At 69.7% G+C, this 22,645-nt stretch carries 25 protein-coding genes; 13 read left to right on the top strand and 12 right to left on the bottom strand.

Translation table 11 applies throughout. The features are described 5' to 3' along the window. Positions 1-31 precede the first annotated feature (31 nt). Both K8U61_RS10185 and K8U61_RS10180 read right to left on the bottom strand, forming a co-directional pair. Positions 32-475 (bottom strand): hypothetical protein, encoded by a 444-nt coding sequence (locus K8U61_RS10185; protein ID WP_224122902.1) that lies wholly within the window; start codon positions 473-475, stop codon positions 32-34. A 204-nt stretch (positions 476-679) separates the two neighbouring features. After that, entirely contained in the window at positions 680-1,456 is a 777-nt protein-coding gene (locus tag K8U61_RS10180; RefSeq protein ID WP_224122901.1) for an N-acetylmuramoyl-L-alanine amidase family protein, read from the bottom strand. 84 nt (positions 1,457-1,540) lie between these two features. On the opposite strand from K8U61_RS10180, the gene galE reads away from it, so the two are divergent. Beyond that, positions 1,541-2,506, top strand: coding sequence for a UDP-glucose 4-epimerase GalE (gene galE, locus K8U61_RS10175; protein WP_224122900.1), 966 nt, complete (start codon positions 1,541-1,543; stop codon positions 2,504-2,506). Positions 2,507-2,559: 53 nt separating this feature from the next. Next, a complete protein-coding gene (locus K8U61_RS10170) occupies positions 2,560-2,697 on the top strand; it encodes a hypothetical protein (RefSeq protein ID WP_224122899.1) in 138 nt (45 codons plus the stop codon). Positions 2,698-2,709: 12 nt separating this feature from the next. Here the strand turns inward: K8U61_RS10170 and K8U61_RS10165 are convergent, their stop codons facing one another. Genes K8U61_RS10165 through K8U61_RS10155 form a run of 3 tightly spaced genes read right to left on the bottom strand, consistent with a single transcriptional unit; the run spans position 2,710 to position 4,099 of the window. After that, positions 2,710-3,270, bottom strand: a complete 561-nt coding sequence (locus tag K8U61_RS10165) for a maleylpyruvate isomerase N-terminal domain-containing protein (protein WP_224122898.1) — start codon at positions 3,268-3,270, stop codon at positions 2,710-2,712. Further along, positions 3,267-3,755 carry an SRPBCC family protein gene (locus K8U61_RS10160; RefSeq protein ID WP_224122897.1) on the bottom strand — a complete coding sequence of 163 codons (489 nt, stop codon included), beginning with the start codon at positions 3,753-3,755 and terminating at the stop codon, positions 3,267-3,269. The genes K8U61_RS10165 and K8U61_RS10160 overlap by 4 nt, the downstream gene beginning before the upstream one ends. Beyond that, positions 3,752-4,099 (bottom strand): ArsR/SmtB family transcription factor, encoded by a 348-nt coding sequence (locus K8U61_RS10155; protein ID WP_224122896.1) that lies wholly within the window; start codon positions 4,097-4,099, stop codon positions 3,752-3,754. Before K8U61_RS10155 ends, K8U61_RS10160 begins: the two co-directional genes overlap by 4 nt. Positions 4,100-4,259: 160 nt before the next feature. Between K8U61_RS10155 and K8U61_RS10150 the strand changes: the two genes are divergently transcribed. Further along, entirely contained in the window at positions 4,260-4,400 is a 141-nt protein-coding gene (locus K8U61_RS10150) for a hypothetical protein (RefSeq protein ID WP_224122895.1), read from the top strand. Here K8U61_RS10150 and K8U61_RS10145 read toward each other — a convergent pair. Then, positions 4,364-4,516 (bottom strand): hypothetical protein, encoded by a 153-nt coding sequence (locus tag K8U61_RS10145; RefSeq protein WP_224122894.1) that lies wholly within the window; start codon positions 4,514-4,516, stop codon positions 4,364-4,366. The two genes, K8U61_RS10150 and K8U61_RS10145, sit on opposite strands and share 37 nt — an antisense overlap. Before the next feature lie 264 nt (positions 4,517-4,780). On the opposite strand from K8U61_RS10145, the gene K8U61_RS10140 reads away from it, so the two are divergent. Genes K8U61_RS10140 through K8U61_RS10130 form a run of 3 tightly spaced genes read left to right on the top strand, consistent with a single transcriptional unit; the run spans position 4,781 to position 8,151 of the window. Continuing rightward, the gene (locus tag K8U61_RS10140; RefSeq protein WP_224122893.1) at positions 4,781-6,181 is read left to right on the top strand and encodes a sugar transferase; all 1,401 of its coding nucleotides are present in this window, start codon (positions 4,781-4,783) and stop codon (positions 6,179-6,181) included. Between the two features lie 24 nt (positions 6,182-6,205). Continuing rightward, entirely contained in the window at positions 6,206-7,186 is a 981-nt protein-coding gene (gene gmd, locus K8U61_RS10135; RefSeq protein ID WP_224122892.1) for a GDP-mannose 4,6-dehydratase, read from the top strand. Continuing rightward, complete coding sequence (locus K8U61_RS10130) at positions 7,183-8,151, top strand: GDP-mannose 4,6-dehydratase (protein WP_224122891.1); 969 nt, start codon at positions 7,183-7,185, stop codon at positions 8,149-8,151. Before gmd (K8U61_RS10135) ends, K8U61_RS10130 begins: the two co-directional genes overlap by 4 nt. Here K8U61_RS10130 and K8U61_RS10125 read toward each other — a convergent pair. The 3 genes from K8U61_RS10125 to K8U61_RS10115 form a co-directional block, all read right to left on the bottom strand. After that, on the bottom strand, positions 8,135-8,425 hold the full coding sequence (locus tag K8U61_RS10125; RefSeq protein ID WP_224122890.1) for a DUF2516 family protein: 291 nt from the start codon (positions 8,423-8,425) through the stop codon (positions 8,135-8,137). The two genes, K8U61_RS10130 and K8U61_RS10125, sit on opposite strands and share 17 nt — an antisense overlap. Before the next feature lie 104 nt (positions 8,426-8,529). Further along, positions 8,530-9,186: a hypothetical protein gene (locus tag K8U61_RS10120; RefSeq protein WP_224122889.1), complete on the bottom strand. Its 657-nt coding sequence runs from the start codon at positions 9,184-9,186 to the stop codon at positions 8,530-8,532. A gap of 8 nt (positions 9,187-9,194) precedes the next feature. After that, the gene (locus K8U61_RS10115) at positions 9,195-9,569 is read right to left on the bottom strand and encodes a helix-turn-helix domain-containing protein (RefSeq protein ID WP_224122888.1); all 375 of its coding nucleotides are present in this window, start codon (positions 9,567-9,569) and stop codon (positions 9,195-9,197) included. 180 nt (positions 9,570-9,749) lie between these two features. On the opposite strand from K8U61_RS10115, the gene manA reads away from it, so the two are divergent. Further along, the gene (gene manA, locus K8U61_RS10110; protein WP_224122887.1) at positions 9,750-10,985 is read left to right on the top strand and encodes a mannose-6-phosphate isomerase, class I; all 1,236 of its coding nucleotides are present in this window, start codon (positions 9,750-9,752) and stop codon (positions 10,983-10,985) included. Between the two features lie 7 nt (positions 10,986-10,992). Here manA and gmd (K8U61_RS10105) read toward each other — a convergent pair whose 3' ends face one another. Further along, positions 10,993-12,018, bottom strand: coding sequence for a GDP-mannose 4,6-dehydratase (gmd, locus tag K8U61_RS10105; RefSeq protein WP_224122886.1), 1,026 nt, complete (start codon positions 12,016-12,018; stop codon positions 10,993-10,995). Positions 12,019-12,031: 13 nt separating this feature from the next. Next, positions 12,032-12,973, bottom strand: coding sequence for an asparaginase (locus K8U61_RS10100; RefSeq protein WP_224122885.1), 942 nt, complete (start codon positions 12,971-12,973; stop codon positions 12,032-12,034). 39 nt (positions 12,974-13,012) lie between these two features. Between K8U61_RS10100 and cysC the strand changes: the two genes are divergently transcribed. From cysC to K8U61_RS10080, 4 genes are all read left to right on the top strand, one after another. Next, positions 13,013-15,004 (top strand): adenylyl-sulfate kinase, encoded by a 1,992-nt coding sequence (gene cysC / locus K8U61_RS10095; protein ID WP_224122884.1) that lies wholly within the window; start codon positions 13,013-13,015, stop codon positions 15,002-15,004. After that, on the top strand, positions 15,001-16,002 hold the full coding sequence (locus K8U61_RS10090) for a sulfite exporter TauE/SafE family protein (RefSeq protein ID WP_224122883.1): 1,002 nt from the start codon (positions 15,001-15,003) through the stop codon (positions 16,000-16,002). The genes cysC and K8U61_RS10090 overlap by 4 nt, the downstream gene beginning before the upstream one ends. 118 nt (positions 16,003-16,120) lie before the next feature. Beyond that, complete coding sequence (locus tag K8U61_RS10085) at positions 16,121-17,707, top strand: DUF1800 domain-containing protein (protein ID WP_224122882.1); 1,587 nt, start codon at positions 16,121-16,123, stop codon at positions 17,705-17,707. Between the two features lie 127 nt (positions 17,708-17,834). Then, positions 17,835-19,019, top strand: coding sequence for a DUF1501 domain-containing protein (locus K8U61_RS10080; RefSeq protein WP_224122881.1), 1,185 nt, complete (start codon positions 17,835-17,837; stop codon positions 19,017-19,019). A gap of 7 nt (positions 19,020-19,026) precedes the next feature. Here K8U61_RS10080 and K8U61_RS10075 read toward each other — a convergent pair whose 3' ends face one another. Next, positions 19,027-20,193, bottom strand: a complete 1,167-nt coding sequence (locus tag K8U61_RS10075) for a nucleotide sugar dehydrogenase (protein WP_224122880.1) — start codon at positions 20,191-20,193, stop codon at positions 19,027-19,029. A gap of 179 nt (positions 20,194-20,372) precedes the next feature. On the opposite strand from K8U61_RS10075, the gene cysD reads away from it, so the two are divergent. Both cysD and cysN read left to right on the top strand, forming a co-directional pair. Continuing rightward, entirely contained in the window at positions 20,373-21,287 is a 915-nt protein-coding gene (gene cysD, locus K8U61_RS10070; RefSeq protein WP_224122879.1) for a sulfate adenylyltransferase subunit CysD, read from the top strand. After that, positions 21,287-22,576 carry a sulfate adenylyltransferase subunit CysN gene (gene cysN, locus K8U61_RS10065; RefSeq protein ID WP_224122878.1) on the top strand — a complete coding sequence of 430 codons (1,290 nt, stop codon included), beginning with the start codon at positions 21,287-21,289 and terminating at the stop codon, positions 22,574-22,576. The genes cysD and cysN overlap by 1 nt, the downstream gene beginning before the upstream one ends. Positions 22,577-22,645: the final 69 nt, after the last annotated feature.

The raw sequence follows: 22,645 nt of genomic DNA, 5'->3' as shown, positions 1-22,645 counted from the left end.
GCCTCGAAACCCCGTACGCCGAGAGTCGGCCTCAGGGCAGCTTGATCGTGTACGAGAGCGACGTCTGGTCTTCCTTGGCGGAGTTGGTGATGATGGCCAACCCCTTGCCGTCGCGCAGCACCTGGGCGGCCTCTGCCGGGTCAGATGTACCCGTCTGCACGGTCCACCCGGCCCCGGTCAGCAGATCGACGGCCTTCGGCACGACCTCGGCCGGGGCGCCGTCCACGAGCATCGTCACGTCGTAGCTCTTGGCGCCGTGCGCCTCCACGCTCGTGACCTCGCCACCGGTCACCAACGGCGCCTGGTCGCGCGGGTAGTCCGCCGGCAGACCATCCGCGTTCATGGTCGCAACCGGCGCCCCTGGATCGCCGCTCGCCGTGCCCCCGTCGCTCGACTCGTCGCTCCCGGTGCACGCCGTCACGGCCCCGAGCCCGAGCACCACGCCGGCCACCGCCGCCACGAACCGCCGCTTCATGTGTCCATTCAACCGCACAGGGGTGAAGTGTCAGCAAGCCGACAGTGCGAGGGTCCAGTCACACGTAGCGTCCTGGCCGTGGACTCAGCCGAGACTTCTTCCCGCATGTCCGACACGAGCATCTGGGTCCTGGTCGGCACCGGCCTGGCCGTCTGGGCCGCCGGCGCAGTCGGCGTCGTGCTGCTCCTCACCCGCTGAGGACCATCACTCCAGAAAGCGGCGTACGCCGCCGACCAGCCCGCGGGCGTAGCGCGCCCGGCCGTCGCGGGACGTCATCCGGCGCGCGTCGGTCGGGTTGCGCATGTTGCCGAGCTCGACCATCACGGTCGGGATGTTCGAGAGGTTGAGGGTGCCGAGGTCGGAGCGGAAGTCGAGGCCGTCGCCGCCGGCGATGTAGTTGGCGACCCGCAGTCCGCGGTGGCGCAGGGCGGCCCGGGTGTCCACGGCGAGCCGCTTCGACGAGCGGTAGATGTCGTGGGTCCAGGGGCGCCGGTCGGTCGGCGCGATCACGTGGAAGCCCCGGGCGCCGGCGGTGTACGACCCGTCGCCGTGGATGCTGATCTTGAGGTCGGCCTTCCGCTTGTTGCCGTCGCGGCCGCGGACGTCGACGCAGGGACCCCACCGGTCCTGGCGATTGCTGTGCCGGGTCATCATCACCTTCGCGCCGAGCGCGACCAGCCGGGCACGGACCAGTCGGGCCACCTGCCAGGTGAGCGTCGCCTCCGGGTAGCCGCCGTTGGTCGCCGTACCCGTGGTGTTGCAGGGCTTCGTAAAGCCGCCGGCGGGTACCTGGCGGTTGATCTGCCGCGGGTAGTTGTGATTGCCGAGCTGGTGGCCCGGGTCGAGCACGACGAGCCGGCCCGCGAGCGGCTTCGCCTGCCGGGCGGCCACGCCGTCCGGGTGCTCGGCGTACGCCGCCGCCGGAGCGAGCGTGAGGCCGATCAGGACGGCGAGCAGGCAGCCGAGGGTCCGAGCAGGCATACGAGCCACCCTAGGCGCCCCCAGCACCGGGGCCACCTCTGACTATCCTCGACGGCACCGACAGGCGGACAGAGAGGGACAGGCATGAGCTGGCTGGTCACCGGAGGAGCGGGCTACATCGGGTCACACGTCGTCAAGGCGCTGCACGAGGCCGACATGAAGCCTGTCGTGCTGGACAGCCTGGCCTCAGGTCACGCCGACTACGTCCCCGACGACGTCCCCTTCGTCCGCGCCACCACGACCGACGGCGAGGCCGTGCTGGCCGCGCTGCGCGAGCACGCCGTCGAGGGCGTCATCCACCTCGCGGGCTTCAAGTACGCCGGCGTCTCGGTGTCCAAGCCGATCACGACCTACCAGCAGAACCTCACCGGCACCATCGAGCTGCTGTGGGCGATGAACGAGGCGGGCGTGAAGCCGCTCGTCTTCTCCTCGAGCGCCGCCACGTTCGGCACGCCCGACGTCGACGTGGTCACCGAGGCCACGCCGACCAACCCGGAGTCGCCGTACGGCGTGAGCAAGCTCGTCGACGAGTGGATCATCCGCGACACCGGTCGGGCTCACGGGCTGCGGCACACCTCGCTGCGCTACTTCAACGTCGTCGGCTCGGGCACCCCGGAGCTGGCCGACACCAGCCCGCACAACCTCTTCCCGCTCGTCTTCGACGCGCTCGCGGACGGCCGGACGCCGAGCATCAACGGCACCGACTACCCGACGCCGGACGGCACCTGCGTCCGTGACTACGTCCACGTCTCCGACCTCGCGCTCGCGCACGTGGTCGCGGCCCGCCGGCTGCTCGCGGGCGACACCCTCGAGCCGGTCTACAACCTCGGCAGCGGCGAGGGTGTGTCGGTGCGGCAGATCATGGACACCGTCCGCGAGGTCACCGGCATCGACTTCGAGCCGGAGCTCAAGGACCGCCGCCCCGGCGACCCCGCCCGCATCGTCGCCAGCGGCGAGCTCGCCGCCCGGGACCTCGAGTGGCAGATGCGCCACGACCTCCGCTCGATGGTTGCGAGCGCCTGGGAGGCCCGACAGGCGCGATCTTCTTGACTTTGTCTATCTAATTGCTAGTCTTTTCGCATCGCCCGCGAAAGGACTCCGCCGTGCACCTCTCGGACTACGACGACACCCCGCTCGCCACCCCGTTCGAGCTCTGGTGCGAGCGCGTGCACCTCAGCCCGGAGGACCCGGACGCCTGGCCACTCTTCGAGCTCGCGCAGTCGCTCCGCGGCGCCGCCTGAGCGCCCGGCAGGTCAGCGAGGCGGTCGCCATTCCGGGTCGCGCCCGATGAACGCGATCATCCGGGTCTGCGCGTCGGCGCCGGCCGAGACCTCGACCCGCGCGCCGAACTGGCCGCTCGCCCGGATCGCGTCCTCCATCTGCTCCATCCCGGCGAGCAGTGCCGCGCAGGTCTCGTCGTCCAGCGTAGCGTCCTGACCGGTGGCCCGGGCCAGGTCCCAGGTGTGCATGAAGACGTCGGCGGTGTAGATCTGGTCGACCATCTCGCCCAGCGTCCGGCCGCCGAGGTGGGGATCGACGACGTCGACGGCCGCGTCGGGGCTCTCCAGCAGCGCCTGCACGGCCGCCGCGTGGGCCTGCCATACCGCGACCGGATCTCCGTCAGGCACCGGAGCCGACGCCAGTCGAGGCAGCGACCGGGACACGAGCAGCTCCGGCAGCCAGGTGACGAGGTGGTCGACGACGTCGCGCGCCACCCAGCCGTCGACCGGCGTCGGGGCGTCCCAGTCCGTCGTGCCGAGCACCCGATCCGTGAAGTCGGCGGCGACGCTGCGGTGGTGCACGGCCGGGGTCATCGTCCCTCCAGCAGCCCGTCGAGCTTCTCGAAGCCCTCCTTGACGCCGACATCCATCCCGCTCGCCAGGATGGCGTCGCGTCCCTCGATCGTCTCCACGACGGAGGTGGCGACGATCCGGCACCGGCCGCCCGGGAGCTCGGCGAAGGTCACCGTCTCGAGGCTCACGCCGTCGGGAGCACCCTCCCACGTGAACGTCTGCACGATCCGCTCCGGCTCACGGACCTCGTGGAAGGAGCCGTAGAAGCCGGTGTCGAGGCCATCGGTGGGGCGCGTGTTGCGGTAGGCGTAGCGGCCACCGGTCCGGGCGTCCCAGTCGGTGACCGTGGTGCCGACGCTGCGCGGGCCGATCCACTGGATGAACAGCTCCCGGTCGACATGAGCGAGGAAGACGCGCTCGCGTGGCGCGTCGAACTCGCGGGTGATGCGGATGACCGGAAGGTCCGGCACCGCCTCGATCTGCGTCATGTTCCTCGTGGTGCTCATGATGCTCCCCTCCCCAGGGTCTCCTCCTCGGTGGCGGCGAGCAGGGCGTCGAGGCGGGCGTACCGCTCCTCGGCCTGCTGCCGGTAGCGCTCGATCCAGCCCGTCATCAGGTCGAGGACCCCGGCCTCCAGGTGCACCGGCCGCCGCTGCGCGTCGCGGCTGCGGGTGACCAGCCCGGCGTCCTCGAGCACCTTGAGGTGCTTCGAGACCGCCTGCAGGCTCACGTCGTACGGCGCCGCGATCTCGCCGACCGTGGCATCGCCGCTCACGGCGAGCCGGGCGACGATGTCGCGCCGGGTCGGGTCGGCCATCGCCTGGAACGCGCGGGACAGCTGATCGGACATCCGCCCTCCTCAACCAATTGGTTGACAACGCTAGGCCGCTCGCGCCTCAAGGTCAACCGACCGGCGGCCGATGCATGAGGTGGAGAAAGTTCGGGAAAACACCTCAGGTCGGCGGTCGACCCACCGATCGGGGGCCTACATCCACGGAGGGAGACACGTCGTGATCATCGACTTCACCGCTGAGCCGGAGCGCCTGACCACCCCGTTCGAGAGCTGGTGCGCAGCGATGGGCATCCACCCCGAGGCGCTCGGTGCGTGGGACCTCTACGAGAGCAGCGCCCCGACCGCCGCCGCCTCCTGATCCGGCCCCGCTTCGCGGGAGCCGTCCCGGAACGCCCGGCCGACCGCAACCGCGAGCGGCAGCGTGACGGCGCACCACGCGAGCGCCACCCCGAGCGCCACCGGCAGGATCGTCATGCCTGCAGTGTGACCTGGGCCACCCCAGTCGAAACGCCGAGCGGCTGAAATCTGCCCGATGCCGCCCGATTCGCTTCCCGTAACAATCTCTTGCGATTCTCTTTACCAATAGCCCGGACGGGCTCTCGACGGACAAGGGATGATCAGGGACGGTTGTTGACGGGGAGCGAGGCGCCAGCCTCGCGACGACGGCTGTTGGGTAGGCGGATGACACTTCTCTCGGTACGGCAGACGGGGACCACGATCGGCCCCCCCAGCAGGGCGTTGCGCTACCTGCCTGCCTCCGCACTGATCCTGGACGCAGCCGTCGTGGCGGGTGCCGAGCTGGTCGGCATCTCGGGGCGGCAGCACCTCGGCATCTTCGACGACCCCGCCGACGTGTCCTCGTCGGTCATGGTCGCAGGTCCCCTGATCGGCATCGGCTGGCTGCTCCTCATCGCCGCGTTCGGCGGCTACCGGGAGGACGCCTTCGGCGCGGGCACTGACGAGTACAAGCGGGTCTTCAACGCCAGCCTCGTGACCGCTGGACTCGTCGGAGTCGCGTGCTACCTCGCCAAGTTCTCGATGTCCCGCGGCTTCTTCGTGCTGCTCTTCGTCTTCGGCATTCCGGTTCTGCTGCTGGGCCGCTTCCTGCTGCGCCGAGCGATCCACCAGGCTCGTCGCCAGGGCTACCTCCAGCACCAGGTCCTGATCGCCGGGTCTCGGCGCCACGTCGACGAGGTGGCCGCCGTACTGTCCCGTGAGACCTGGCTCGGCTACCACGTGGTCGGCGCGGCCATCCCGGCAGACACCCCTGGCAGTGAGACCCATGCGGGTGTTCCGGTCCTCGGCACAGCCGAGAACGTGACCGACGTCGTGCGCCGGACCGGTGTCGACGTCGTGTTCTTCGCCGGCGGCGCGCTCTCGTCGGCCGGTCAGCTCCGACGGATCGTCTGGGACCTGGAGAAGGCCGATGTCAAGGTCGTCGTCGCCCCCAGCGTCACGGACGTCTCTGGTGAGCGCATCCAGGTCCGACCTGTCGGCGGACTTCCACTCATGCACATCGACCCACCGCGCTCGACGGACGCCGTCCGGTGGGGCAAGCGGCTCTTCGACATCGTCGGCTCGATCGCCCTGATCATGGCGTTCAGCCCGCTGCTGGTCTTCGCGGCCCTGCGCATCAAGATGTTCGACCGAGGCTCCGTGTTCTTCAGCCACACGCGGATCGGGCGCGACGGCGCCGAGTTCCAGTGCCTGAAGTTCCGCAGCATGGTTCTCAACGCGGAGGCTCTCGTGGCCAAGCTGCAGGAGGACACCGGTCAGACGGCGCTGCTCTTCAAGATGAAGGAAGACCCGCGGATCACCAAGCCCGGCAGGTGGCTGCGCCGCTACTCCGTGGACGAGCTGCCGCAGCTCTTCAACGTGCTGCGGGGTGACATGAGCCTGGTCGGCCCGCGTCCCCAGGTCGCTCGAGAGGTCGCCCTCTACGAAGGTCCGATGATCCGGCGGCTCCGGGTCCGCCCCGGCATGACCGGTCTGTGGCAGGTCTCCGGGCGCAGTGAGCTGAGCCTCGAGGAGGCCATCCGCCTCGACCTCTACTACGTCGACAACTGGTCGATGCTCCAGGACCTCTCGATCCTCGGCCGCACGGTCGGCGCCGTCTTCGGCTCTCGCGGCGCGTACTGACCCTCCTTCTGCGAGGATCGGCCCATGCCGACCGCGCTCATCACCGGGATCACCGGCCAGGACGGGCTCTACCTGGCCGAGCTCCTGCTCACGAAGGGGTACGACGTCCACGGGCTGATCCGCGGGCAGAACAACCCCAAGCGCGACCTGGTCGAGCACCTGCTCCCCGACGTACGCCTCCACCACGGCGACCTGACGGACATGTCCAGCCTCATCCGCGCCCTGCGTGACTCGGACCCGGACGAGGTCTACAACTTGGGCGCCGTCTCGTTCGTCGCCTACTCCTGGGAGAACGCCGCCCTCACCACCGACGTCACCGCCAAAGGCGTGCTCAACATGCTTGAAGCGGTCCGCTTGCACGCGGGCGGCCACCCGGAGGACGTGCGGTTCTACCAGGCGTCGAGCTCGGAGATGTTCGGCAAGGTCCAGGAGGTGCCGCAGCACGAGCGCACCCTGCTCTGGCCGCGCTCGCCGTACGGCGTGAGCAAGGTCTTCGGCCACTACATGACGATCAACTACCGCGAGTCCTACGGCATGCACGCCTCGTCCGGGATCCTCTTCAACCACGAGTCGCCGCGCCGCGGCCCCGAGTTCGTGACCCGCAAGATCAGCGAGGCCGTCGCCCGGATCAAGCTGGGACTCCAGGACCACGTGGTGCTCGGCAACCTCGATGCCGAGCGCGACTGGGGCTTCGCGGGCGACTACGTCGAGGCGATGTGGCTGATGCTCCAGCAGCCCCGGGGCGACGACTACGTCGTGGCGACCGGCGAGACGCACTCGATCCGCGACTTCCTCGACGCCGCCTTCGCCCACGTCGGCATCGACGACTGGACGCCGTACGTCCGCCAGGACGAGCGCTTCATGCGCCCCGCCGAGGTCGACCACCTCATCGGTGACGCGAGCAAGGCGCGCGAGGTCCTCGGCTGGAAGCCCAAGGTCTCCTTCCGCGAGCTGGTCGCGATGATGGTCGACGCCGACCTCGCCGCGACGCGTCAGGGCTGGTGAGCTCGGTGACCACGGGGGCGCGCGCGTTCATCACCGGGATCAGTGGCCAGGACGGCTCCTACCTCGGCGAGCGCCTCGTGGCCGAGGGGGTCGAGGTCCACGCGCTCGCCCACGACCTCGAGCCGCTGCCGTCGGCGCCGGGGGTCGAGCTCCACCGAGGCGACCTGACCTCGGTCGAGGACGTCCGTTCACTGCTGCTCGACCTGGCCCCGGACGAGGTCTACAACCTGGCGGCCCTGAGCTCGGTGGCCCGTTCGTGGGACGAGCCCGACCTGACCGCTCGCGTCAACGGCCTGGCCGCGGCGGCGCTGCTCGAGTCGGCATTGCTGGTGCAGGAGAAGCAGGGCAAGCCGGTGCGCTTCGTCCAAGCCTCCAGCGCGGAGATCTTCGGCCAGCCCGAACGCTCCCCACAGGACGAGACCACGCCCGTGCGCCCCCTGAACCCGTACGGCGCGGCGAAGGCCTACGCCCACCTGATGGTCGACGTCTACCGGCACCGCGACCTGCACGCGGTCAGTGCGATCCTCTACAACCACGAGTCCCCTCGCCGCCCGGAGCAGTTCGTGACCCGCAAGATCACCGCGACGGTCGCCGCCATCGCGGCTGGGCGGGCAACTCACCTCTCGCTGGGGAACCTCGACGCCCGGCGCGACTGGGGCTGGGCCCCGGACTACGTCGACGCGATGGTCCGGGCCGCCCGGGCCGACGTGGCCCGCGACTACGTCGTGGCCACCGGGGTCGGCCACTCGGTGCGGGAGTTCGTCGCGGCGGCGTTCCGTCACGCCGGCATCGACGACTGGGAGCCGCTGGTCGTCATCGACCCGGCCTTCGTCCGGCCGACCGATCCCACCGAGCTGATCGGCGACGCGACGCGCGCACGCGAGCTGCTGGGCTGGTCACCGACGGTCGACTTCGCCGACGTGGTCGGCCGGATGGTCGACGCCGACCTCAGCGCCGTCGGGTGAGGGAGCGCAGGGCGGGTCGCACGTCCGCGAGGTAGACCAGCGCCGCGATGGTGAACGCCAGGCTGATGATGCCGCCCAGGCCGCCGAGCACGAGCTGGGCGGCGACGCCGATGCCCAGGATGATCGTCCAGGCGGGCTTGTTGAGCTTGTTCGCGGCGTCGTAGGCCTCGTTGGAGTAGGTCAGGCTGCTGATGAAGGCGAAGACCTTCACCGCGAGCATCAGCAGGGCCAGGAGCGACATCAGGCCCCACTCGAGCGCGAACACGTTGGACACATCACCAGCCTACGAGACGAGCACGAGGCCCCGGGAAGATTCCCGGGGCCTCGTGGAGCGATCGGAGACGATCAGAACAGCGTGAGCTGCTCCTCGTCTGCTCTTCAGTCGCCGACCTTCTCGGCGGCCTCGGTGGCCGCGGTGGTGGCGCTCGCCGCGGTCTTCTTGGCCGCGGTGGCGGTCGCCTTGGCGCTGCTCGCCGGGGTGGCGGCCGACTTCTTGGCGGTGGCCGTGGTCTTCTTGGCGGTCTTCTTCGCCGTCTTCTTGGCGGTCGACGCGGTCGACTTCGTGGCCTTGGTGGCCTGGGTCTTCGTGGTCTTCGCCTTGGCCGTGGTGGTCTTCGCGGCCGTGGCCGTCGTCTTGGTCGACTCCTGGTTGCGGATCCGGCCCACGAGGACCTCGCCGCGGCTGGCCAGGTCGGCGTACGCCGCGGTCACGCTGGCGGGGATGCCGGCGGCGTCCGACTGGAGCTCGGCGACGCGCTTCTCGATGGCCTCGCGGCGGACCTTGGCCTCCTTGGAGAGGGCGTCGATCTGGGTGGTCACGACGACGAGGGCCTGGTCGCGCAGAGCCTTGGGCTCGAGCTCGATGGCGGAGATGCGGGTCTGGACGTCCTTCTGGACACCGGTGACGCGCTTCTGCAGGTCCGCGACGGCGTCGCGCACGTAGCCGACGACGACGTCGGTGGCGCCGACACCGGCGTACAGCGGACGCGTGGCCTCGGTCGGGAGCTCGATCGTGGGGATCTCGAACTTGGGCATGGTGGTGGTCACTCCTTGGGTGTGGTGGTCCCGTTGAGGGCGAGGAACGAGGCGTAGACGTCCAGCAGGGACTGCTTCTGCCGCTCGGTGAGCTGCGGGTCGCCGAGGATCGCCAGCTCGACCGACCCACCTGAGCCCGGGTCGGGGCTGACGATGCCCGCGCGCACGTAGAGCTGCTCGGCCGAGATGCGCAGCGCCTTCGCGATCTGCTGGAGCACCTGCGCCGACGGACGTCGCAGGCCGCGCTCGATCTGGCTCAGGTACGGGTTGGAGACGCCGGTCTGCTCGGCCAGCTGCCGCAGGGAGAGGTGGGCCGCGACCCGCTGCTCCTTGAGGTAGTCACCGAGGGACTCGACGGTCTTGCCGACCTTGCCCTTCGCCATGCCCCCACTGTGCTAGCAAGAGCAAGCAACTTGCAAGCACGGACTCTGTGAGACTGTCCACACGACCCACGACAGCCGGGAGTTACGCGCGATCAACAGCAAGCACACGCGCCTCCACAGGTCGGCAACAGGAGATCAACAACGGTCCCGGACGATGCGGCACCGACCTACCATCGAACGGTGGAGCAGCTGACGTGCGTGACGCGGGACTACGCATGGGGGTCGACGACCCTCATCCCGCGCTTCCTCGGCACGCCCAGCGACGGCCGACCACAGGCCGAGCTGTGGGTCGGCGCCCACCCTGCCGACCCGGCGGTCCTGACTGACGGCACCCGCCTCGACGACCACATCCGCGAGCACGCGGACAAAGCCCTCGGCGCCCATGCGCTCGAGACGTTCGGGCCCCGCCTGCCCTACCTGGTGAAGGCACTCGCCGCCGCGGAGCCCCTGTCGCTCCAGGTGCACCCCACGAGCCAGCGCGCTCGCATCGGCTACGAGCTGGAGGACCAGGCCGGCATCCCTGTCGGCGCCCCGGACCGCAGCTACCAGGACCACTTCCACAAGCCCGAGATGATCGTCGCGATCACGCGCTTCGAGGGCATGGCGGGCTTCCGCGACGTCGAGAAGACGGTGCGGATCCTGCGGCTGCTCGAGCACCCGTGGGCGGATCGCACCGCCAAGGAGCTCGAGGCCGCACCGCCGTTCCAGGCCCTGCACTCGGTGGTGAGCCAGATCCTCGCCGAGTCCGGTGCCGGGTTGCGCGACCTGATCGGCGAGATCGCGGTCGCGGCGACGGCCGCCGAGGCCCGCGGACACCGCTCGAGCCGCACCGCCGGCCGCCACTACCTCGACCGCGCCAGCGTGGAGCGGGAGAGCACCCGCCTCTTCGCCCAGACCGCGTCGCTGGCAGAGAAGTACCCGACGGACCCGGGTGTGCTCGTCACCCTCCTGCTCAACCACGTGGTGCTCTCTCCCGGTGAGGCGATGTTCCTCGACGCCGGCGTCGTGCACGCCTACACGTCCGGCTTCGGGGTCGAGATCATGGCCTCCTCCGACAACGTCGTGCGCGCCGGCCTGACGCCCAAGCACGTCGACGTCCCCGAGCTGCTCAACATCGCCAACTTCACGCCGATCCCGGCGCCGCTCTGGGAGCCCGCCACGGTCAGCCCGAACACGCTGTCCTACCGCCCGCCGGTGGCGGAGTTCGCGCTCACCATCGCTCGGGAGCCCGGCGACCAGCTCCCGGCCGAGGGACCCCGCACCCTGCTGTGCCTCGACGGACGGGTCGACGTGGTGAGCGCGCTCCAGCGCCAGACCCTGGGCCGCGGCGAGTCGCTCTTCGTCGCGCACGCCGAGGGCGCGATCGCCCTCGAGGGCGACGGAACGGTCGCGATCGCCAGCGTGCCCGGCGCCTAGCAGCCGCTCAGGCGCTCGGCCAGCTCCGCGGCAGGTCCACCCACGGCTCGCCCTCGTGGCGGACCGCCTCGACGTCCGCGTCGACCATGATCCGCACGAGTTCCTCCGTGTGCACCGTGGGGCGCCAGCCGAGCTCCTGCTCGGCGCGGCTCGCATCGCCGATCAGGGCGCCGGACTCCGTCGGCCGCAGGTAGCGCTCGTCGACCCGCACGTGCTTCTCCCAGTCGAGGCCAGCATGCTCGAAGGCCGCGACCACGAAGTCCCGCACGGTGAAGCTCCGGCCGGTGGCGAGCACGTAGTCGGACGGCTCGTCGGCCTGGAGCATCCGCCACATGCCCTCGACGTACTCCGGCGCGTAGCCCCAGTCGCGCACCGCGTCGAGGTTGCCCATGTAGAGGTAGTCGGCCAGCCCCGCCTGGATGCGCGCGACCGCCCGGCTCACCTTGCGGGTCACGAACGTCTCGCCCCGGCGCGGCGACTCGTGGTTGAAGAGGATCCCGCTGACCGCGAACATGCCGTAGCCCTCGCGATACGTCGCGGTCGTCCAGTGCGCGTAGAGCTTGGCGGCGGCGTACGGCGAGGCCGGCCGGAAGGGCGTCCCCTCGTGCTGCGGCGCGGGCGCGGTGCCGAACATCGCCGAGCTCGACGCCTGGTAGAAGCGGCAGTCGAGGTCGGCTGTCCGGATCGCCTCGAGGAGGCGGACCGCGCCGAGGCCGACGGTGTCGCCGGTGTACTCGGGCTCGTCGAAGCTGACGCCGACGTGGGACTGGCCGGCGAGGTTGTAGACCTCGTCGGGCTGGATGCGGCGCAACAGCCGGATCAGCCGGGACTCGTCGGTGAGGTCGGCGTAGTGCAGGAAGAGCCGGGCGTCCGGGTCGCGCGGGTCCTGGTAGAGGTGCTCGATGCGGAGGCTGTTGAACGTCGACGACCGACGCCGCAGCCCGTGGACCTCGTAGCCCTTCGCCAGCAGCAGCTCAGCGAGGTAGGAGCCGTCCTGGCCGGTGATCCCGGTGATCAGCGCCCGCCTGGTCATGGGGGAAATCCTGTCACAGCGTGGCGCGGATCTCCCCCACTTCGACGGCTCCGCCCAGGAGCGGCGACCTGCCCACCCCGGCGACGGCCGGGTCGGAGATCCCCGCCCGCTGCAGCGCAGCGACGAGCACGACGGGCCAGGCCCGCATCGCGCCGTCGTCGACCTTGAGGGCGAAGGCCCGCCCGTCCGCGAGCGCCAGGGCGAAGCAGGACTCCGCGCCCATCTTGCCGACGGAGCCTGGGAGCGCGGTCAGCAGCGTGCGCTCGTCGCGCCGGGTGCCGGACACCCACTCCGGATGCCTCCGGATCGCGTCGGCGACCCGACGCTCCGCGCCCGCGGACGCCCGCGCCAGGGAGCGGAAGCCGGTGGCCAACCCGACGAGGGAGGCCGACAGGAGCGGCGCCCCGCAGCCGTCGACCGCTGTGACCGCCACCGGGTCCCCGGTCAGGCGCGCGAACGTGGCGGCGATCGCGACCTGGAGCGGATGACCCGGTGCCAGGTAGTCGGCGGTGTCCCACCCGTTCACCACGCAGGTGGCGAGCATCGCTGCGTGCTTGCCCGAGCAGTTCATCAAGATGCGGGACTTCTCCCCGCCCGCCCTCAGCACGGCGTCCCGCTCGGCATCCTCGAGCGGGAAGTCCTCCGGGGTCTGCAGGGCGTCCTCGGCCAGCCCGACCGACGCCAGGATCCGGCGTACCCCCTCGACGTGGAAGGCCTCCCCCGAGTGAGACGCACACGCGAGCGCGAGCAGCTCGGGCGGCAGGTCGAGCCCGGCCTCGACCATCGCCACCGCCTGCAAGGGCTTGTTGCACGAGCGAGGCAGTACGGGGCCGGTGACGTCGCCGAGGGACCAGTCGACCGCGCCGTGGACGTCCAGGGCGACCACGGAGCCGTGGTGGTGGCCCTCCACGAAACCGGACCGGACCACCTCGGCGACGACAACGGGCTTCGGCATAGCGGCAGAGTAACTACAGCGACATGGCACGATTACGCCGTGCCCCTGCCCGCGCTCCCGCAGTACTGCCCCACTCCCCGCGAGCTCGACGACCTCGAGCTCCTGGTCAGCGGCGCCCTCGCCCCCACCGTCGCCTTCAACGAGCCGGACGGCCCGATCACGCTGCACCTCCCCGACGACGTCGCCGCCCGTGCGGCCGGCGCCGGGGCCGTGGAGCTGGTCGACCCCGAGGGGCTGCCGCTCGCCCAGGTCTCGCTCCCGGACGGCACGATCGAGCCGCTGACGCACGCCCAGTACGGCCCGTTCCGACGGCTCTACCTCACCCCGGCGGAGACCCGTCGGCGGTACGCCGGGCGCACCTTCGTCCCCCTGACCGACGCGCTGACCGGGCCGCAGCTGGCCGCGCTCGCGACGGTCGGTCCGGTCGTCCTCATGCCCCTCGTCGGCCACGGCACGCCCGATCTGTCCGCCGTCGCGCTGATCCGGGCCACGCTCTCCGCAGCCGCCCACCTGCGGAACGCCGACGTGGTCGCCGTCCCCCTCGCCAGTCACGGCGACGCCGACGTCGATCACGAGCTCGGGATCCAGGTGGTCGGCAACTACGCGCACGACGACCCGATGGTCGGCGTCACCGAGGATCCCCGTGGCACCTACCCGCCGGAGATCGACGCGATCGTCAGGCAGGACCGGCCCGCCCGCTCCCAGCAGGGCCTCGTCCTCTTCTTCACCGGCCTGTCCGGGAGCGGGAAGTCCACGCTGGCGCGCGCCCTCATGGACCGGATGCACGAGGTCGGGACGCGGTCGCTGACGAGCCTCGACGGCGACGTCGTCCGTCGCAACCTCTCGGCCGGGCTCACGTTCTCCAAGGAGGACCGCGAGACCAACATCCGCCGGATCGGCTGGGTGGCGGCCGAGATCTCCCGGCACGGCGGCGTCGCGGTGTGCAGCCCGATCGCGCCGTTCGACGCGACCCGCCAGCAGGTGCGGCAGATGGTCCGCGACGCGGGCGGCGCCTTCTTCCTCGTGCACGTCGCGACCCCGCTCGAGGAGTGCGAGCGGCGCGACCGCAAGGGGATGTACGCCAAGGCCCGGCGCGGGGAGATCCCCGAGTTCACCGGCATCTCCTCGCCGTACGAGGAGCCGCAGGATGCCGACGTCCGGGTCGACACGACCGGACGCTCGATCGAGGACGCCCTCGACGACGTCATCAACGCCCTGCGCGAGTCCGGCTACCTCGACCTCGCCGCACCGCCGACCGTCGACCCGTTCCACCTCCCGGCCCCGAGCACCGTCTCGCTCGTCGAGGCCCTCCCGCCGGCCCCGGCGGTCGAGGTTCGAGGAGCGCCAGAACCCCCGCCGGTGGTTGAGGTGCGAGGAGCGTCAGAGCCCCCGCCGGTGGTTGAGGTGCGAGGAGCGCCAGCGACGAGCCTCGAAACCCCGGCACCCGACCAGCCGCCCGCGACCACCCAGCCCCGCCACCACGAGCAGCCCCTGCGGGTGCTCTACGTCTGCACGGCCAACATCTGCCGCTCGCCCTTCATGGAGCTCCTCTCCCGCCACCTCGTCGGGTCGGACACCTCGGTGACCTTCGCGTCAGCAGGCACCCGTGGCTTCGACGGCAAGCCCATGGACCTCGTCATGTCGGCAACACTGGCCGCACGCGGCGTCACCGGCGCGGGGGCCTTCCGCAGCCGCCCGTTCCAGACCGAGCACCTGACCTATGCCGACCTCGTGCTGACCGCCGAGTCGAGCCACCGCCAGTTCATCCTCGACGACCACGCGGGCGCGTTCCGGAAGATCTTCACGCTCGGGCAGTTCGCCGAGTCGGTCGGCCATGTCGACGAGGCGCTGGCCGGTCGCGAGCTCGTCGCGGCGGTCGCCCAGCAGCGCGCTGCCACGGAGACCGCGCTGGAGGTCCCCGACCCCTACGGTCAGGGCCCAGATGCGGCCGAAGCGTGTGCCGCCACCGTCGAGCAGCTGCTCCACGTCGTACTCCCCGCACTCACCGGACAGAGGACTGCGCGCGCATGAACGACCTGATCACCACGACGTTCTTCTCGATCCTGGCGGCGGGCTTCTTCGTCGGTGTGATCGTCGGTCTCACCGGCATGGGCGGCGGGGCGCTGATGACGCCGGCCCTGATCTTCCTCGGCGTCGGCGACGCGGCCACCGTGGTCACTGCCGACCTGACCGCCGCGGCGATCTACAAGTCCGGCGGTGCCGTGGTCCACGCGCGGGAGGGCTCGCCCAACTTCACCCTCGCGAAGTGGCTGATCATCGGCTCGGTGCCGATGGCGCTCCTCGGCCCGTGGATCATCCACCGGATCGCCGGGCAGGAGCCCGACTCCCTCGACACACTGCTCAAGGAGTGCATCGGCTTCGCGCTGCTGTTCGCGGCCGCGACGTACGCGCTGCGCCTCTACATCAACCTGCACCGCGTGCGCGGCGGCGCACCCGACGCCGACCCCAACCCGCACATCCGGCCGATCGCCACGCTGCTCGTCGGCGCTCTCGGTGGACTGCTCGTGGGTGTCACCAGTGTCGGCTCCGGCTCGGTCATCATGATCGCGCTGCTGATGCTCTACCCCGGGCTCTCGGCCGTGAAGCTGGTCGGCACCGACCTGGTCCAGGCGGTCCCGCTCGTGCTCGCCGCGGCGATCTCCAACATCGCCATCAACGGCCTCGACTGGACGATCCTGATCCCGCTCGTCATCGGCTCGACGCCGGGCACGATCCTCGGCAGCCGGATCGCACCGCGGGTCCCGCAGTCGGTGATCCGACGCGGGATCGTGATCGTGCTGACCATGTCGGGCGTCGCCCTGCTCGACAAGGCCGGCTGGGCGCCGCTCGGTAAGGAGGAGACCCACCCGGGACTCATCGCCGGGATCGGCATCGCGATGGTCGTGCTCGTCCCGCTGGTGTGGGGTCTGATCCGCAAGGCCCACGGCCTGCCGATGTTCGGCGCACCGACCGTCGCCGAGCTCGAGAAGATCGACGACGCACGCGAACGCACCCCTCGTTCGCCATAGTCGGCACAGGCAGCGCCCGTCACTGAATGCCTCAAGGGGGCAGTGACGCGGTCGATGGGACAGGTGCTCGAGATGGATCTCGAGCTCAGTCGACCATCGATCGATCCCGAGGACACGGATGTCCACCACTGCTCCCTTGCCTTCTCGTCGCACCCTGCTGCGCGGTGCGGGCGGCGCGTCGATCGCCGCAGCCTCCGGTGCCGTCCTCGCTGATCCCGCCGACGCGTCCGAGAAGCGGAGGAAGAAAAAGAAGTACTACCGGCCGGGACGCTTTGCGGCCACGCCCCTGCTTTCGGTCCAGGAACGACACCTGGCCAACCGCTTCAGCTACGGGATCACGGCCGAGCTCGCGGACGAGATCCGCTCCGCCGGTGGCCATCTCGCGTGGTTCGAGCAGCAGCTCGCGACCGCGTACGACGGCAGCGCGGACAACCTGTGCGACTGGTGGCCCGACCTCCATCGGGACGCTCTCGACCTCTACCAGCGCAACGCGTCCAGGACGCGAGCCGGATGGGAGGTCATGGCCGACTACGGCCGACGATCGCTGATTCGTCGAGTCACCTCACCTCGACAGGTCCTCGAGGTGATGACCGAGTTCTGGGAGAACCACTTTCACGTTCCGGCCAACGCCGACAATGTGTACACCTTTCGCGCGGAGTACGGCGAGCTCATCCGGCAGCACGCACTCGGACGGGTCGAAGACCTCCTGCGAGCGGCGGTCCTGCACCCGGCCATGACCTTCTACCTGGGCGCCTACGCCTCGACGAAGCTCCACCCCAATGAGAACCTCGGTCGCGAGCTCCTCGAGCTGCACACTGTCGGCCTCGGCAACTACACCGAGGACGACGTCAAGAACTCGGCGCGGATCCTGACCGGATACCGGATCGACGCCTACAAGACCTGGGCCGTCTCCTACCAGCCGAGCGTGCACTGGACCGGGCCCGTGCAGGTGATGGGATTCAGCGACCCGAACACCGACGCCGACGGCCAGGCAGTGACGGGTCGTTACCTCTCATACCTCGCGCACCACCCCGCGATGGCTCGCCGGATCGCGACCAAGCTGGGACGCTACTTCGTGAGCGACGACCCGCCCGAGTCGCTGATCACCCGTTTGGCAGCGATCTATCTCGACCACGACACCGCCATCGTCCCCGTGCTGCAGGCGCTGGTCCGGTCCGCGGAGTTCGGCGCCGCTGTCGACCTCAAAGTCCGAGATGCCGACGAGGACATCATCGCGGCGTACCGGCTGCTCGGCGTCGAGATCGCGGAACCGATCTCTGCGAGCTCAGCCGCCAACCTGATCAACTGGCAGGTATCTGCGCTGGGCCTGGCGCCGTTCAGCTGGCCGCGGCCGGACGGTCAGCCGGTCGACAACGCGTCCTGGGCAACACCGAGTCGCGCCTTGGCCTCGATGGCACAGCATTGGGGACTCGTCGGGGGCTGGTGGCCCAAGGAGGCGGTGTCCTACCCGACTCCGTCGTCGTGGATGCCACGGCGCGGAAACTTGCTCTTTCGAGACCTTGTCGACCACTTGTCCCGCCTGCTCCTGCACCGAGAGTCGACGGAGGACCTTCTGCGCGCCTGCTGCCTGGCGGTCGAGCTCGAGCCCACGACGCTGGTGAGCCCTTCGAGCGACCTGTTCAGGTGGAGATGGCCGCGCCTTGCCGCCGCCATCGTCGACAGTCCCGACTTCTACGTGCGTTGAACCTGCGGATCTGGAGAAGACCATGAAAATCGTTCCTCGTCCCCAGACACCCGCGTGCGGGTGCGCTGAGGCTAGATCAGCCCCGGGCGCACCGACTCGACGTGGACTCCTTCGGGGTGCCGCGCTCGTGGGTGCGACCACGATGTTCGGGTCCGCCGTGGTGACCATGGATGGACTCACCAACCCGGCCCTCGCTGCGACGACCTCGCGCACGAAGCCCGCCACCTCGGTCATCGTGCTGATCTCGTTGCGCGGTGCGGCCGACGGTCTCTCCCTCGTCGTGCCGCATGCAGAGGCCGCCTACTACGCCGGGCGGCCCGGGATCGCGGTACCCGCGACCTCGCTGCTCGCCGCCGATGCGACCTTCGGCCTGCACCCGGGCCTGGCGCCGCTCCTGCCACTCTGGACCGCCGGCAAGCTGGCCGCGGTCCACGCGACGGGACTGCCTGTGGCTAACCGTTCCCACTTCTCGGCGATGGAGGAGATCGAGGATGCCGATCCGGGCTCGAGCGCCAGGGTCGGGTGGCTGAACCGGATGATCGGCGCCGTCGGGTCCAGCTCCAACCTCAAGGGACTCGCGGTGGGCAGCGGCATGCCGTCCTCGTTTCTGGGCCCCGAGCCGGTGATGAGCTTCCGGACGCTCGAGACTGCCAACGTCGCGGGCGACGACGCGAGCCACGAGCGGATACGGGCGCTCCGCGCGGTGTGGACGGGCTCGAAGTCCCCCGTCGCCGACGCGTTCAGGACCGCGCTGGACTCAGTCGTCGACCTCACACCGGCGACGGAGCAGCCCAACCACGCCGCGGCGTACCCGACCAGCGACCTGGGCAAGGCGCTCTCCGCCGTGGCACGCACCCTCCGCGCAGACCTCGGGGTCTCGGCGGTGACCGTCGACAGCGGCAACTGGGACATGCACGTCGGGCTCGGCAAGCCTGACGCCGGCTGGATGCTGCGCAACGCGACCGACTTGGCCTCCTCGATCGCCGCCTTCTTCGACGACCTCGGCCCGGTCGCCGACAAGGTCACGCTGGTGACGCTCAGCGAGTTCGGTCGCCGCGTGCAGCAGAACGGCACCAGCGGGCTCGACCACGGCTGGGGCAACGTCATGTTCCTGGCCGGCGCCGGTGTGAAGGGCGGGAAGTACTACGGCACCTGGCCCGGCCTGCAGAACACCCTCGACGCGGACGTCCAGGTCACCACCGACTACCGCAGCGTCCTGGCCGAGGTCGTGGCCGCCCGCACCACCGCCAGCACCGCGACTGTCTTCCCGGGCTTCTCCCCGGAGACCGTGGGTGTCATGACCTCCCTGTGACGGCCGGTCAGTCGCGGCCGTAGAGGTCGCGCGTGTAGATCTTGTGGTCGACGTCGGCCAGCACGTCGGTGCGCCGGTTGGCGACGATCACGTCGGCGACCTGCTTGAACTCCTCGAGGTCCTTGACCACCCGTGAGTGGAAGAACGTGTCGCCCTCGAGCGACGGCTCGTAGACCACGACATCGACGCCACGGGCCTTGATCCGCTTCATCACGCCCTGCACCGACGACATCCGGAAGTTGTCGGAGCCGTGCTTCATGATCAGTCGGTAGATACCGACGGTCTTCGGCCGGCGACGCAGGATGTCGTTGGCGATGAAGTCCTTGCGCGTGGTGTTGGCCTCGACGATCGCGCTGATCAGGTTCTGCGGGACGTAGCGGTAGTTCGCCTGCAGCTGCTTGGTGTCCTTCGGCAGGCAGTAGCCGCCGTACCCGAAGCTCGGGTTGTTGTAGTGCGTGCCGATCCGCGGGTCCAGGCCGACGCCCTCGATGATCTGCGCCGGGTCGAGGCCGTACGTCGCGGCGTAGGTGTCGAGCTCGTTGAAGTAGGCCACCCGCAGCGCGAGGTAGGTGTTGGCGAAGAGCTTGATCGCCTCCGCCTCCGTCGAGTCGGTGAGGAGGACCGGCACGTCCTTCGCCTCCGCGCCCTCGACCAGCAGGTCGGCGAACATCTTGCCCACGGCGCTCCGGTCGCCGACCACGATCCGCGACGGGTGGAGGTTGTCGTAGAGCGCGCGGCCCTCGCGGAGGAACTCAGGGCTGAAGAAGATGACGGCATCCGGGTGGGCTGCACGCATACGAGCAGTGAACCCGACCGGCACGGTCGACTTGATGACCATCGTCGCGGCCGGCGACGCGGCCAGCACGTCGCGGATGACCGCTTCCACCGAGGACGTGTCGAAGTTGTTGGTCTGCGGGTCGTAGTCGGTCGGGGTAGCGATTACCACCAGATCGACCCCGGCGTACGCGTCCGCCTTGTCGAGCGTCGCGGTGAGGCTCAGCTCGCGCGTCGCGAGGTAGTCCTCGAGCTCGGCGTCCTCGATGGGGCATCGACGCTCGTTGACGGCGGCGACTCGAGATGGATCCAGGTCGATGGCTCGGACCTCGTGATGCTGCGCGAGGATGACGGCGTTGGACAGTCCGACGTAACCGATGCCGGCGACTGCGATCTTCACGACTGGAGCCTAGAGCTCGAGCCGGTACTGAGCAGTGCTCGTCACGCGTGTTTCACGCAGCCGTCATCTGCGCGCACTAAAGTGAACCCGATCACTGCAGTTCTGGCACGCTTCGCCCGTTCGGACTCCCGACGGCTACGATGACGGCTGCTGTCCCGACGAGAGGCCCCCTGTCAGTCATGACCGAAACCCACGCCGACTACCGGCTGAGTCAGCTCGACCAGCTGGAGGCGGAGTCGATCCACATCTTCCGCGAGGTCGCTGCCGAGTTCGAGAAGCCCGTCCTGATGTTCTCGGGCGGCAAGGACTCGATCGTGATGATGCGCCTCGCCGAGAAGGCGTTCTACCCCGCGAAGATCCCGTTCCCGGTGCTCCAGGTCGACACCGGCTACGACTTCCCCGAGGTCCTCGCCTGCCGTGACAACTGGGTCAACCGTCTCGGTGCCCGGCTGATCGTCGCGAGCGTCGAGGAGGCGATCAAGGACGGAATCGTCGTCGACGATGGCAAGACCAGCCGCAACCGCCTCCAGATCGGCACCCTGCTCAACGCCCTCGAGGAAGGCGCGTTCACCGCCGCCTTCGGCGGTGGCCGCCGCGACGAGGAGAAGGCCCGCGCCAAGGAGCGCGTCTACTCCCACCGCGACGAGTTCGGCCAGTGGGACCCGAAGAACCAGCGTCCCGAGCTGTGGAGCCTCTACAACGGCCGCCTCCACGAGGGCGAGCACATGCGGATCTTCCCTATCTCCAACTGGACCGAGCTGGACATCTGGCACTACATCGGTCGCGAGGGCATCGAGATCCCCTCCATCTACTTCTCCCACCAGCGCCGCGTCTTCGAGCGCGACGGCATGCTGCTGTCGGAGTCCGAGCACAACCCGGTCCGCTCGGGTGAGACCGTCGAGGAGCGGACCGTCCGATTCCGCACCGTCGGCGACCTCACCCTCACGGGCTGTGTCGAGTCCGAGGCCGACACCATCGACAAGATCATCGACGAGATCGCCATCGCCCGCGTGACCGAGCGCGGCGCGACCCGTGGCGACGACCGCTTCTCCGAGGCTGCCATGGAGGACCGGAAGAAGGAAGGCTACTTCTGATGAGCGAGGACCTCACCAAGGCCGAGGTGGCCGAGCAGACCCGCGACATGGACCTGCTGCGCTTCGCGACCGCAGGCTCCGTGGACGACGGCAAGTCGACGCTGATCGGGCGTCTGCTGCTCGACTCGAAGTCGATCTTCGAGGACCAGCTCGAGGCCGTCGAGGCGACGTCGCAGTCCAAGGGCTACGACTACACCGACCTCGCGCTGCTGACCGACGGTCTCCGCTCCGAGCGCGAGCAGGGCATCACCATCGACGTGGCCTACCGCTATTTCGCGACACCCAACCGCAAGTTCATCATCGCGGACACCCCGGGCCACGTGCAGTACACCCGCAACATGGTCACCGGCGCCTCGACCGCCGACCTCGGCCTGGTGCTCGTCGACGCCCGCCAGGGCCTCACCGAGCAGTCCCGCCGCCACGCGGTGCTGCTCTCGCTGCTCCGCGTCCCGCACCTCGTGCTCGCGGTCAACAAGATGGACCTCGTCGACTTCTCCCAGGAGGTCTACGAGAAGATCCACGCGGAGTTCACGCAGTTCGCGACCAAGCTGAACATCCCCGACCTCGAGGTCATCCCGATCTCTGCCCTGGCCGGCGACAACGTGGTCAACCGCTCGGAGAACATGCCGTGGTACTCCGGTCCCACGCTCATGCACCACCTCGAGCACGTCCACGTGGCCTCCGACCGCGACCTGATGGACGTCCGCTTCCCGGTGCAGTACGTCGTCCGCCCCAAGTCCGACGAGCACCACGACTACCGCGGCTACGGCGGCATGGTGGCCGGCGGCGTCCTCAAGCCCGGCGACGAGGTCATCGTGCTGCCCTCGGGCATGACGTCGAAGATCGCGGGTATCGACCTCTTCGACCGCGAGGTGAGCGAGGCCTACCCGCCGATGTCGGTGACGGTCCGTCTCGAGGACGACGTCGATGTCTCCCGCGGCGACATGATCGCGCGGATCAACAACGCGCCGAAGCCGTCCCAGGACATCGACGCGATGATCTGCTGGATGACCAATGAGCCGCTGCGCCCGCGCCAGAAGCTCGCCATCAAGCACACCACCCGCAGCGCGCGCGCCCTCGTCAAGGACATCCAGTACCGCCTGGACGTCAACACCTTGCACCGCGACCAGGACACGAAGGAGCTCGGCCTCAACGAGATCGGGCGCGTCCAGCTGCGCACCACGGTGCCGCTGCTGTGCGACTCCTACTCGAAGAACCGGACCACCGGTTCCTTCATCCTGATCGACGAGGCGAGTGGCGTCACGGTCGGCGCGGGCATGATCCTGTAGCCGCTTCACTCGCCTGAGTACGCGTCGCCTCCGCCCGGATCGGTCGGAGGCGACGCGTTCTGCTTTCTG

The organism is Nocardioides mangrovi (assembly GCF_020073815.1).
In the GTDB taxonomy this organism is placed as follows: Bacteria; Actinomycetota; Actinomycetes; order Propionibacteriales; family Nocardioidaceae; genus Nocardioides; species Nocardioides mangrovi.
This window is presented reverse-complemented; position numbering and strand designations above follow the sequence as displayed.